The sequence below is a fragment of the Fodinicurvata sp. EGI_FJ10296 genome, from assembly GCF_040712075.1.
Classification (GTDB): Bacteria; Pseudomonadota; Alphaproteobacteria; order DSM-16000; family Inquilinaceae; genus JBFCVL01.
In genome coordinates this window covers 419347-432463 of sequence record NZ_JBFCVL010000006.1, presented here as the reverse complement: position 1 = coordinate 432463, position 13117 = coordinate 419347, and the positions used below count along the sequence as shown (strand labels likewise).

Sequence of the window (13117 nt, the reverse complement as noted above, 5' to 3'; positions counted from 1 at the left end):
AACGGGCCGGGAGACATTTGCGGACCCGCGCGAGACCGATCGCCTCCCGCTTTGCCATGCGGCGATTGTCTTTTCACCCCTTTCTCTTGGCCGCGGAAGTACCTATTTCTTCACCGTTTGCCACTCAGTTCCACCGTCCGTCTTCCGGCATCGTCACAGACAGGTCCGATATCGCCATGGCTACTGCGCCTCACACCCAGGAAGCGCCGACCCCGCGGGAGCCGGCAGCGGCTACGTCGACAGAGCGGGCGCGTGTGCCGACCGCCGACGCCGAAAGTTCGCCGCTGCGGATTTCATCGACCTTCCAGCCTGCCGGCGATCAGCCCGTGGCCATTGAGACCCTTGTCGATGGATTACAGCAGGACGAAAAGGATCAGGTCCTGCTCGGCGTCACCGGCTCGGGCAAGACATTCACCATGGCCCATGTGATCGAACGGATGCAACGCCCGGCGCTGATCCTGGCACCTAACAAGACGCTCGCGGCGCAACTTTATGGAGAATTCAAAAGCTTCTTTCCGGACAATGCGGTCGAGTATTTCGTTTCCTATTACGATTATTATCAGCCTGAGGCGTATGTCCCGCGCACCGACACCTATATCGAAAAAGAAAGCTCGATCAACGAGCAGATTGACCGGATGCGCCACGCTGCCACGCGCGCTTTGCTCGAACGGCGCGATTGCATCATCGTCGCCTCCGTTTCCTGCATTTACGGCATCGGCTCGGTTGAAACCTACAGCGAAATGACCGTGACGCTGGAAGCCGGCCAGACGATCAACCGCAGCGACCTGATCGCTGCCCTGATCGAACTGCAGTACAAGCGCAACGACATCGCATTCAGCCGTGGCATGTTCCGGGTACGCGGCGACGTGGTCGAACTGTTCCCGGCCCATTTCGAAGACCGTGCCTGGCGGATCAGTCTGTTCGGCGACGAGATCGAGGCGATCCACGAATTCGATCCCCTTACCGGCGAAAAGATCAAGTCGCCGGCAGCGATCCGGATCTATCCGAACAGCCACTACGTAACGCCGAAACCCACGATCAATCAGGCGATCAAGCAAATCCAGGAGGACATGAAAGCCCGCGTCGCAGAGTTCGAAAGCCAGGGCAAGCTGCTTGAGGCCCAGCGCCTTCAGCAACGCACTCAATTCGATGTCGAAATGCTGCACGCCACCGGCAGCTGCCAGGGGATCGAGAACTATTCCCGATACCTGACCGGCCGCCCGCCCGGCGCGCCTCCCCCGACCCTGTTCGAGTACCTTCCCGACGACGCGATCCTGTTCTGCGACGAAAGCCATGTGATGGTCCCGCAGCTCAGCGGCATGTATCGCGGCGACCGGGCGCGAAAACTGACGCTTTCCGACTATGGTTTTCGTCTGCCGGCCTGTGTCGACAACCGCCCGCTGATGTTCGAGGAATGGGAACGGATGCGCCCGCAGACGATTTTCGTCTCGGCGACCCCCGGCCCGTGGGAACTGGAGCGCACAGGCGGCGTCTTTGCTGAACAGGTCGTCCGCCCGACCGGTCTGATCGACCCGGTTGTCGAAATCCGCCCCACCACCAGTCAGGTCGACGACGTCATGGCGGAATGCCGCGAGATGGCCGCGCTGGGCCGCCGGGTGCTGATCACGACCCTGACCAAGAAAATGGCCGAAGCCCTGTCGGAGTACATGACCGAAGCGGGCATGAAGGTTCGGTATATCCATTCCGATGTCGAGACACTTGAGCGGATCGAAATCATCCGGGACCTTCGTCTCGGCACCTATGACGTGCTGATCGGCATCAATCTGCTGCGCGAGGGCCTGGATATCCCCGAATGCGGGCTGGTCGCGATCCTCGACGCCGACAAGGAGGGCTATCTGCGCTCCCGCACCTCGCTCATCCAGACCATCGGGCGGGCGGCGCGCAATGTGGACGGCCGCGCGCTGCTCTATGCCGACAAGATGACCGACAGCATGAAAGCGGCAATCGATGAATCCGACCGCCGCCGCCAGAAGCAGATCGCCTATAACGAGGAACACGGCATCACGCCGGAAACGATCCGGCGCGACATCGCCGATATCCTCGAAAGTGTCTATGAGCGAGACCGGGTGACCGTCGACACTGGCAGCAAATCGGCGAAGAACCTCGTCGGCAAGAGCCTCAAGGACCATATTGGCGATCTCGAAACCCGAATGCGCGAGGCCGCGGCCAATCTGGAATTCGAGGACGCTGCACGGCTCCGCGACGAGATCAAGCGCCTGGAAGCAAGCGAGCTGGGGCTTGACGGGGTTGTCGCGGACCCCGATACCGGCAGTGCCAACAGCAATGAGGGCCGCAAACGGACCTCCGGGAAACCGAAAGGGCGCGGGTCCCGGCAAGGCAAGAGCACCCGCTGAGCCCGCAATCGGGCAGGCACGCCCGACGTGGACCTGTCGAAGCATGATGATTTTCTCGCACTGCCCTGCCCCCGGGCATGGACTGTCCTCCATGAAAGCCGATCGATGATAGCTCTCGCCACTGTTCTTCTCGGCCTCGTCGTCGTCATCTTCGGCGCCGACATCCTGGTGCGGGGGTCCGTCGATCTGGCACGCCGCGTGGGTATGTCACCGCTCGTCATCGGTATGACGATCGTCGCCATCGGTACGTCGCTGCCGGAACTCGTCGTCAGCGTCGACGCCAGCCTGAAAGGTTCGCCCGGTCTTGCCGTGGGCAATATCGTCGGCTCGAACATTGCCAATGTGCTGTTGATCATCGGCGTGGCGGGCCTGTTGTATCCGATGGAATGCCCGCGCATCGCCCTCTACCGCGACGGCTTCTTCATGCTGGGCGCATCGATCCTGTTCGTTGGCGTGGGAATGACGGGGCCGTACGGCTTTTATTACGGCATCGTGGCGCTGGCGATCCTGGCCGTCTATCTGATCGCTTGCCCGTGGTTCGACGCCAAGCGCGGCCGGGAGAACCCGCTGGTCGCCGAAGCGGCGGATACCGGCGGCTTCAAATCCGTGCCGATGGCACTGCTCGCCATCGTGGGTGGATTGGTCGGTGTCGTCGGAGGCGCCAATCTTCTGGTCTCCGGCGCCATTACCCTGGCGCGCGTGGCGGGCGTCAGCGAGGAGGTGATCGGCCTGACCATGATCGCCTTCGGCACATCGGTGCCGGAACTTGCGACCACCGTTGCGGCGGCGCTGCGCCGCCAGACTGCCGTCGCTCTGGGTAACGTGCTGGGCAGCAACATCTTCAACATCCTCGGTGTCATGGGCGTCGTCAGCCTCGTTGCCCCGACTGGCCTGCCGCCACAGATCGCCGGATTCGACATCTGGATCATGCTGGCCGCCAGCGTCGTGCTGCTGCCCTTCCTGGCGACGGGTTGGCGCATCAACCGCTGGGAAGCCGCGATCTTCTTTGTCGCCTATCTCGCCTTCCTTGGAGCGCAGGCGGTCGGACCGACGATCGTCATGGATCAGGTCGGCACATATTGGGCCTCCCTGGCGTCGGCCGTGTTACCATAGTCCCGGCGCACCGCTTCAGAAGCGCCGGGTCAGGCCGATATCCAGGCGATGACGGTCGTACTGATAGATGTCCACGGTCGACACGTTATAGGTATAGCCGTAGCGCAATACCGGCGCGAAGCCGAAAAGGACCGGCTCCTGATAGGTAACGTCGATCGAGGCGTCGAAACGGTGGTCGACACGGTTTTCCGGGGAGAAGAACGGTCTTTCGTCGTACAGCCGATAATCTGCCGACCCCCGCAGGAATACAGCAAACGGGGCCTCGAAATCGTAATAATATCCGCCGCCGAGGCCGAGCGACGAATAAGCGTTGACCGGCAGCCCCGAGGCGGTCCTGTCAAAGCGTACGTTGCCGCGGACGAAAGACCGCGCGTTGATTTCGTAGGTGACCGTGCCGTCGGCCAGTACCCGGACACCATTGCGTTCCCGAAGGTCCGGAAAGTCGCGATACCGAATGTCCAGATATCCGTCGAACCGGGTGCGCGCGTCGAGCCTGCGGTCAATCTCCAGGCGGCCGCCAACATCCGCAGCCACCGGATCGGCGATAGCGGACAGGAAGTCATGTCCCAGACCTTGCCCCAGACTTTGCCCCAGTCCCTGCCAATGCGCTGATGCTACCGCCAGCACGCTGGTCGATCCGCCATCGTGGCGAAATCTGAGGCCTGCGTGACCAGAAGCGACAGTCGACGCAAGGTCCGGATCGTCATAGGCCACATGGCCGATGCCCGCGCCCAGTCTCAGGTCGGTACGCGTGCCCTGACCGAACGAAAACGGCAACTCGGGGCTATATTCGACAGAGGCATTGCCGAAGACCCCGATACCCGTCGACCGGCGCATGGACTCCGAAAGGCGCAACGGCAACCCGAACAACTCGATCTCGTCGATCGTCGTGCCCTGTGTAACATTGCTGTCCGGTGCGATCCCGATCGCGGCGTCGAATTGCCAGGGGTCCCGCGGCGTCATCGCGTCCACATACGCATCCACTACCGCGGCCGCCTCGGCCGATAGTCCGGGATCCGTTCGCGCGATCCGGAAATTCTCACGGGCCGCATCATAGTCGTCGTCCATGAACAGCAGCCGCCCGAGTTCGAGCCGCGCATCCACGCGGCTCTCATCCTGCGCCAGGATGCGGCGATACTGGTCGATCGCGGCAGGCGCCTGCCCGTCTTCGGCCAGTAGACGGGCCAGAATCATCCGGCCGTCAGTCAGGGAAAGGGTGCCGGCTGCAACCAGTGTCTCGACCATCGCCGTAGCGATGTCGAGGCGACCGGCTGCGATCAGCCGCCGCAACATGGCTTGCTGTTCGGAGGCCGACAGTTCGGAAAAATCGATGTGCGGCGTGTCGGGATTCCGGGGCAACGACACGATCTGGACCGAAACGGCCTGTCCCGGCCCGATTGGTCCGCTTCCGCCCGGCCCCATGACGGGCCCGGCTTCCGGAATCGCCGTAAGCGCTGTCCCGGCAACGCACATCACGGCAATACCTGTTACCGCATAGACGAGACCGGTCGGACGGAACACGGCAAATCCACAAAGAGGATACACGAGATCGATTGGCGGCCCAACTTACTGGCGCGTCGTTCCGAAAACACCATCGATACGGCTGCTGTCGCCATATTCACCCTCGAATACGCCCGCAGCGTTCGCCGCGTTGGGGCCATAGAAGCGTCCCTTGGCTTCTCCTCGGTTCAGACCGTCGCCCAGAAGTTGCATCCAGAATGAACTGCCGCCCATATTCACGCCCTCACCCGACCAGGGTTCTGCCGCGAATGAAGCATCGTCACCTACGCTGCTCTGAAGCGCGATATCCATCCTGACCCGGTTGGTTGTGAAGTTCGCCTCAAGGCTGGCCGTTCCGGACAGCGTGTCTCTGACACTGTTGTTCGCCTCGGTTCTGACGGCATAAGCAGTGCCGGAATAGCGCGCGGCCCCGGACAGATTTCCGGCCGCGTTGTTCGTTTCTTCACCCACGATGAAGAACGCATGCCGGTCGAGACGGAGGTCGCTGTCGCCGATATCCAGATCGGCAAGCGCGCTCATGACGAAATACGCGTCGTCCGGCGCAACCTGAGCAAGGAAAACGAGATTGTCGCCGCCGGCATGCTCACCTACGAAATGAACCCGGTCGTCGCCTTCCAGAACGCTCTGCGGGTCGAAGTCCTCCGCCAGGCCGAGCGATTCCCAGAACCCCGGCTCAGCATCTTCGTCCGCAGCACGGCCGCTGGCACCATCAATGGGCGAAAACCGATAGACATAGCTTTGGGTATCGCCATCGAGCACAACGCTGACCGTGTCGTCATCATTGTAGCGAAGCCGGACGGCGCTGGACTGAATTCCGGCGCTGAGGCTCGAACGCGCTTCGGTTTGAAGGTAAACGCCGCTTGGAACCATCAGATTGTCCGTAACCCGAAGGTCGCCTGGCACCGAGCCGACGCTGATGGAGTCAGGCTGTGACTCGTCATCCACCTGTTGATCGTTGGAAGCCCCGCCCCCGCCGGAAGCTGAAGGTCCGCTACCTGACGATGAACCGCCGACACACCCGCTCAACAAGAAACCGGACGACAGAAGGATGCCGGCGACAATGAGAGGCAACAAAGGTTGTGAACGCATGATAGTTTCCGCCAACTCGGTTGGGCACCAGCACCCACATCAATAGATCTATAATCAATTAAATACCATATGATTTTTATGTTGATTGGCCGTTTCTCCGCAACAAGTTGAAGCAGGACGGAATCCGAAATCATGGTCAGAGGCAAATCGTGATGCCGAACCCAACACTGAACGATCGGGTTCATGAGCAGGTCGCGCTTGCGGTTCCCCCGGAATGGCGAGACTGTCTCGCCCAGGCAATACAGTGCATCGGCGGCGAATGGACAGCACGGCTGAACATTCGGATACTCGACACGCCCGAGGGCGCGGTCTCCGACCTCAGACAGGCGGGCGACCAGTCGCGGGTGCACCTGGTCATTGTTTCCGAGCTGGCGGCGCAGTCGCGGCGTCCGGTCCATCTTGACGAGTTCCGGTCACGAATCGGCCGTCTGGCCATGGAGAATGCGCCGCGGATCCGGGTCAACGCGGTCCTGATCAGGCTTCCCGATGCGCTGGCAGCTTCAGTAACGCCACAGCCATCATTCGATGACGGACGAATCATCGTCGGCCTGGCGCAGTCATTGACCGAGATAAGATCGGCGACTGGCCAAACGCTCGACTGGCAAGCCAGCGCCCTGCCCCGAACGGATTAGCCCGGATGGAGAATGCCGGGTACCGGCAGGTCACGCCTTTGGGATGCAAAGAGCGGCGACCATATTTCGGAATTTGTTCACAGGGACGGTAATCAGACCCCGGCGACCAGAGTCAAGGAAGTCATAGCCCCAATCCACCGAGCCATAGGGCATTGACATCCAGACAGTTATTGAAAATCAGATACTTAACAAAACTGCCTATTTTTTAGGCAGCGGGCCATAGTTGCTGATTCCCGCCGTTCCGGAGAGACTGCCCATGTTCTGCCCACAGAGTTATCCACAGGAACCGTGGACAGCAACAGTGACGTCTGAGTCTCTCGACCGGTGTCGCCGATTGTTGTATTCCGCGATGCAACGGCCGATATGGGTGGCGAGCAATCCACCGCCAGCCGCATGCAGCACGAGCGAGCCGCCGAACCAGCGGTATATCGGGACATGGACGAAGCCAAAGACACCAACGACGCCACAACGAACCTTGGTTCGCTCGACCACACCTCCGTCGACGACCGTCGCGGCGGGGCTGTGGACGGGGCCATGGATGAAGCCGAGACGGATTCCGAAGCGGGCCGCGCCAGACGCCGCCGGGTCACGGCTGCGGATATCGCTTCAGGCGTGTCGATCATTGCCGGGTATCTGAAGACCCTGCCGCATTCGGCCGGTGTTTACCGTATGCTCGACGCCAAAGGCGACGCCTTGTATGTGGGCAAGGCCCGCGATCTGAAGCGGCGCGTAACCTCATATACCCAGACCGGCAAGCACCCTGCCCGCCTTCTGCGCATGATTGCAGAAACGCAACAGATGGAATTCGTCGTCACGCGATCCGACGTCGAAGCCCTGTTGCTGGAAGCCAACCTGATCAAGCGCCTGCGGCCCCGCTACAATGTGTTGCTGCGTGACGACAAGACGTTCCCGCAGATCCTGATCACGGGCGATCACAGATTTCCGCAGATTACGAAGCATCGCGGCGCCGAAAGCCGGAAGGGACAATATTTCGGACCGTTTGCTTCGGCCGGCGCCGTGAACAGGACGATCACGGTGCTTCAGCGCGCGTTTCTGCTGCGCAATTGCTCCGACGCCGTCTTCAGCAATCGCACGCGCCCCTGCCTTCAATACCAGATCAAGCGCTGTACGGCGCCCTGCGTCGGCTTCGTCGACGACGAGGCCTATGGCCGGCAGGTCTCCGATGCCGTCGCCTTCCTGAAGGGCGAAAGCGACGCCGTGATCGGCTCGTTCAAGAAGCGCATGCAAGAAGCCTCGGACGCCATGGAATTCGAGTCGGCTGCGCGATACCGGGATCGGATCCGGGCGCTGGCCGCCATCCAGGCGCACCAGGACATCAACGTCTCGGGGCTTGGCGACGCCGACGTCTTCGCCGCACATCAGGATGGCGGTCAAACCTGCATCCAGGTCTATTTTTTCCGTGGCGGCCGCAATTACGGCTCCCGGGCCTATTTCCCGAGCCACGACCGCGTGCTTGAAACCGCCGATGTCCTCGGCGCGTTTCTCGCCCAGTTCTACGACGCCAAACCGGCGCCACCACTGATACTGCTCAGCCACGCGATTGCCGAATCCGGACTGCTGGGCGAAGCGCTGGGCGTGAAATCCGGTATCAAGGTGCAGGTTTCGGTGCCCAGGCGCGGCGAGAAGAAGCGCCTCATCGATCATGCGCAGGACAATGCCCGCGAAGCCATGGGACGCCGGCTTGCCGAAAGCGCAACCCAGGCCCGCCTTCTGGACGGTCTGGCCGAGGCGTTCGATCTGGGGCAACGGCCCGAGCGCGTCGAGGTGTACGACAACTCGCATATTTCGGGAACCGATGCCGTGGGCGCAATGATCGTCGCCGGCCCCGACGGTTTTCAGAAGAACGCCTACCGCAAGTTCACCATCAAGTCGGCGGAAGCCGCCGGCGATGATTTCGCGATGATGAGGGAAGTCCTGACCCGCCGTTTCACCCGGGCGCTAAAGGAAGATCCCGAGCGGACAGAGGGAACGTGGCCCGACCTGCTGCTGATCGATGGCGGCAAAGGCCAGTTGTCGGCCGTCATGGAGGTTCTTGCCGATCTCGGGATTGAGGACGTGGCGATCGTGGCGGTCGCAAAAGGGCCGGATCGCAACGCCGGACGCGAGCGGTTTTTCCTTCGGGATGGACGCGAGCTGTCGCTGGATATCAAGGACCCGGTTCTTTATTTCCTGCAACGGCTGCGGGACGAAGCGCACCGATTCGCCATCGGCACACATCGCGCCAAACGCGCCGGACGCATCGGCGCGTCACCGATCGACGACGTGCCCGGCATCGGGCCCCGGCGCAAAAAGGCGCTGCTGATGCATTTCGGATCGGGGCGGGCAGTGACCAAAGCCGGACTGGCCGATCTGGAAGCGGTCGAGGGCATCAGCAAAGCGGTCGCCAAGCGACTCTACGATCATTTCCAATCGAAATAGTGACGACCGGCCGCGTTGTCCCGGTCGCCGACTCAAGGGCGCATGGCCGCTCTGAATTGATCCGTATCAATGCCGATCACCGTATGCCGCTGCAGACTCACCGGTGGTGGGGGTGCGCAGATGTCGGGTGCGGAGGGGAAGTGCAGCCATGCCACACAAGCAGGTGATGTTCCGGTCCGCGGCGCGGGAGAAGATTCTCCGCGGCGCCGCGCAATTGGCCGATGCGGTCCGAATTACGCTGGGGCCGCGGTCGAAATCGGTCCTGATCGAACGCAAATGGGGGGCGCCGATCGTTTGCAACGACGGCGTCACGATTGCCAAGGAATTCGACCTCAAGGACCCCGAGGAGAATCTCGGCGCGCGGATGCTGCGTCAGGCCGCGGAAAAAACCGGTGACATGGTCGGCGACGGGACGAGCACATCGACCATCCTGGCCCATGCAATCCTGTCGGATGGCGTTCGCAACGTCGTCGCCGGTGCCAGTGCGATCGAGATCAAGCGCGGCCTGGATCGCGGGGCCAAGCGCGCCATTACGGCATTGCAGTCCATGTCCAGACCGGTCGGAACGCGCCGGGAAAAAGAACAGATCGCCACGATCTCCGCCCATAACGACCCGGAAATCGGCGCGCTGATCGGCGAGGCGATGGAGAAAGTCGGCGATGAGGGCGTGATCACGGTCGAAGAGTCGAAAACTACCGAAACGGTGCTCGAAATCGTCGAGGGCATGCAGTTCGATCGCGGCTTCATCTCGCCCTACTTCGCCACCGACACCGAAAAGGTGGAGGCCACTCTCGATGATGCCCTCGTTCTGATCGTCGAGCGCAAATTGTCGTCATTGCACGATATGATCCGGCTGCTGGAGGAAGTGGCGAAGTCGGGGTCGCCGCTTCTGGTCATCGCCGAAGACGTCGAAGGCGAGGCCCTGGCGACACTGGTGGTCAACGAGATCCGCGGCATTCTGCGCAATTGCGCCGTCAAGGCGCCGGGCTTCGGCGACCGACGCAAGGCCATGCTTCAGGATATCGCCGTTCTGACCGGCGCGGAGGTGATATCCGAGGAAGCCGGGATCAAGATGGATTCGGTCGGCATCGACCGTCTGGGCCGGGCAAAACGCGTGGTGATCGACAAGGATAGCACGACCATCATCGGCGGCGGGGGCGATCCCGCGGCGATTGCCGCGCGGGCCGACCGGATCCGGCGCGAAATCGCCGATACGACCAGCGACTACGATCGCGAAAAACTCGAGGAACGGCTGGCGAAACTGTCAGGCGGCATCGCCGTGATCCGGGTCGGCGCGCCCACCGAAGCTGAAATGAAATCGAAGAAGGAAGCTCTGGACGACGCGATCAGCGCGACCAAGGCCGCCGTGGCGGAAGGCATCGTTCCCGGCGGCGGGCTGGCGGCCATACGATGTATGAAGGCGGTCGCCGATGAAGAACAGTCGTGCGAGGGCGACGAGCGCACCGGTGTGCGCATCCTGCGTCGTGCCCTGGAAATGCCGGTGCGCCAGATCGCCGAGAATTCGGCCGTCGACGGCGGCGTCATCCTCGCCCGAATGCAGGAGGGCGAGGGCAATCTCGGATTCGACGCCGCGCGCAATGCCTATGTCGATCTGATCGAGGCCGGCATTATCGATCCGACCAAAGTCGTCCGGATTGCCCTTGAGAACGCCGTTTCGGTTGCGGGCGTTCTGCTGTTGACCGAAGCCACCATGACCGAAATCCCCGAACCGGCGAAGGAGCGCGCCCCGGCACCGGAAATGGAATTCTAGACGGCCATGCCGGCCTTTCGGGAGGGACGACCATGCGTTTCTTCGTCTTGAACGGAGCGGAAGAACTCGGCGCGTCGATCGCCGCAGCGCTGGGACACGCCCCGGCGCCGCACGAAGAGCGGGACTTCGAAGGTGGGGAACACAAGGCCCGCCCTTTGACGAGCGTGCGGGACGAGGACGTTTTCGTCCTTCACGATCTTGTCGGCGACGCCCGATTCTCGGTCAATGACCGGTTGGTGAGGCTGCTGTTCTTTCTGGCGGCCTGCCGCGACCACGGCGCAGCCCGAGTGACGGCGGTCACCCCGTGTCTGGCCTATGGGCGCAAGGACCGGCAAACGAAGGCCCGAGACCCGGTGACCACCCGCTATGTCGCGCAATTGTTCGAAGCCGTCGGCGTCGACCGGATCGTCACGGTCGATGCACACAACATTGCCGCGTTTCAGAACGCCTTCCGGTGCGAGACGGTGCATCTGGATACCAGGCGGCTGTTCACCCCGACGATCCGGCAACTGGCAAATGGCCGGCCCGTTACGATCCTGTCGCCCGACGGCGGCGGCATCAAGCGCGCTCAACTGCTGAAAGCGTCGCTTGAAACCGACACAGATATGAAGATCGGATTCGGATTGATGGAAAAGCGGCGCAGTCGCGGCGTCGTCTCCGGCGACCTGTTCGCCGGCTCGGTCGAGGGTACGGTCGTCGTCATCATCGATGACATGATCGTCAGCGGCGGCACGATCCTGCGCGCCGCGGAAGCGTGCCGCGAACACGGGGCGGCGTCGGTCCATGCATTTGCAGCGCACGGAATGTTCGACTCTGCGGCTGTGCGGCTGTTCTCGACCGACGCCATCGACAGCATCGCCGTCACTGACAGCACGGCCGCCGCCGCGCGCGCGAAAACCGCTTTCCCCGCCGCCCGTCTCGATATCATCGGTGTCGGCGACCTGATCGGGCAAGCCATCACCCGACTTCATTCCGGAGGGTCAATCGCGGACCTGCTGGGCATGGAGGAATGAACCGGCCTTCGCCGATCAATCATCGCCCTTTCCGGCGTCGAAATCCTGCGCGACCGGCGCGCGCGAAGAAGTCGCGACATCGATCTCCCGCTCGGCCTGGCGGATATAGGCAATCGCCAGCGGCCGCCACCGTTCGGCGTGCCGGACGGGCTTCGAAAGTAGATGCACGATGCACAGCCGTGCTCTCAGAAGTGCCCTGAACCCGCCATAGAGCGCCAGCAGCGCGGGCGACGGGTCGGAAAACGGGCCGGCACCGGAGCGGTCGGAGGCGGACGGCTCAGCGGCCGCCATCATGCGCTCCAGAGTCCCACGAACCCCGGATGCGCCCAACATATCGCACTCCATGCCCAGATACGTGATTTCGTCGCATGGATCGATGATCCGCATGGCGCGGTTGAATTCCAGACAATCGATGATCTGGGGCGGGTCGGTGAGGCAGATGTGCTCGGGTCTGAGATCGCCGTGCCCTTCGACGATCATATGCGTTGCCATACGGTCGCCGATCTCTTTCTGACAGGCGTCGAAAAGCCTGTCGACCGCCGCGAGCGGGCCAGCGGCGATGTTGGCCAATCCCAACGCCCGCCGCATGAGGATAGATCGGTTCAGGCCCTGCTCGGCGGCGAGGAAGCGTAGATAAGAGGTTCCGTCCACCCGGTTTTCCGGTCGCCGGGCACGGATGTAAAAATCGGAAAGGCGCGTGGCGATGCACCGGACATCCGAAACCTGGAGCCGCCCCTGGCGGATCCGCGCATCCAGCATATCCGATTGCGGCAGCCGCTTCATTTCGACCAGCCAGTCGACCACACGCCCGGTCCCTTCGACACTCTCCTCGCCCAACGTCAATCCACCGCTGCACAGCCGCCGAAGGGGAAGCGTCCGGACATAGGTTTCGGCCGCCAGCCGGCGGTTGAGGCGCACCTCTTCCTCACAGAAAAACCGGCGCTTCTCCAAGGTGCTGAAGTCGAGGTGCCGGTGCTGAACGGGCTTCTTGAGCTTGAAGGCACGGTCATCGGTCAGAAACACCCAGGACATAGTCGTTTCGAGGGTTTCGACCCGGCGCGTCGGCGTCGGATAGGCGGTCGGACTGCCGAGAAAGCTTACCTTTTCCGCCGTTGGATCGATGCGGCGGCTCGTCCTCGACTGGGTCATGACCAGGGGCTCCGC

The 13117-nt window shown here is 62.3% G+C and carries 9 protein-coding genes; 6 read left to right on the top strand and 3 right to left on the bottom strand.

The window, feature by feature from the left end:
- Nucleotides 1-176 precede the first annotated feature (176 nt).
- Both uvrB and ABZ728_RS15605 read left to right on the top strand, forming a co-directional pair.
- Nucleotides 177-2375, top strand: coding sequence for an excinuclease ABC subunit UvrB (gene uvrB, locus ABZ728_RS15610; RefSeq protein WP_366657150.1), 2199 nt, complete (start codon nt 177-179; stop codon nt 2373-2375).
- A gap of 105 nt (nt 2376-2480) precedes the next feature.
- Nucleotides 2481-3488, top strand: coding sequence for a calcium/sodium antiporter (locus ABZ728_RS15605; protein ID WP_366657149.1), 1008 nt, complete (start codon nt 2481-2483; stop codon nt 3486-3488).
- Nucleotides 3489-3503: 15 nt separating this feature from the next.
- On the opposite strand, the gene ABZ728_RS15600 is transcribed toward ABZ728_RS15605, so the two are convergent.
- Both ABZ728_RS15600 and ABZ728_RS15595 read right to left on the bottom strand, forming a co-directional pair.
- Complete coding sequence (locus ABZ728_RS15600; RefSeq protein WP_366657148.1) at nt 3504-5009, bottom strand: surface lipoprotein assembly modifier; 1506 nt, start codon at nt 5007-5009, stop codon at nt 3504-3506.
- 45 nt (nt 5010-5054) lie between these two features.
- Nucleotides 5055-5954 (bottom strand): transferrin-binding protein-like solute binding protein, encoded by a 900-nt coding sequence (locus ABZ728_RS15595; RefSeq protein ID WP_366657147.1) that lies wholly within the window; start codon nt 5952-5954, stop codon nt 5055-5057.
- A 296-nt stretch (nt 5955-6250) separates the two neighbouring features.
- On the opposite strand from ABZ728_RS15595, the gene ABZ728_RS15590 reads away from it, so the two are divergent.
- The 4 genes from ABZ728_RS15590 (at nt 6251) to prs (ending at nt 11953) form a co-directional block, all read left to right on the top strand.
- Nucleotides 6251-6730, top strand: a complete 480-nt coding sequence (locus tag ABZ728_RS15590) for a hypothetical protein (protein WP_366657146.1) — start codon at nt 6251-6253, stop codon at nt 6728-6730.
- 534 nt (nt 6731-7264) lie between these two features.
- Entirely contained in the window at nt 7265-9169 is a 1905-nt protein-coding gene (gene uvrC, locus ABZ728_RS15585) for an excinuclease ABC subunit UvrC (RefSeq protein WP_366657207.1), read from the top strand.
- A 148-nt stretch (nt 9170-9317) separates the two neighbouring features.
- Entirely contained in the window at nt 9318-10940 is a 1623-nt protein-coding gene (gene groL / locus ABZ728_RS15580; RefSeq protein WP_366657145.1) for a chaperonin GroEL, read from the top strand.
- A gap of 32 nt (nt 10941-10972) precedes the next feature.
- The gene (gene prs, locus ABZ728_RS15575; RefSeq protein WP_366657144.1) at nt 10973-11953 is read left to right on the top strand and encodes a ribose-phosphate diphosphokinase; all 981 of its coding nucleotides are present in this window, start codon (nt 10973-10975) and stop codon (nt 11951-11953) included.
- Nucleotides 11954-11968: 15 nt separating this feature from the next.
- Here prs and ABZ728_RS15570 read toward each other — a convergent pair whose 3' ends face one another.
- On the bottom strand, nt 11969-13102 hold the full coding sequence (locus tag ABZ728_RS15570; RefSeq protein WP_366657143.1) for a hypothetical protein: 1134 nt from the start codon (nt 13100-13102) through the stop codon (nt 11969-11971).
- Between the last annotated feature and the right edge of the window lie 15 nt (nt 13103-13117).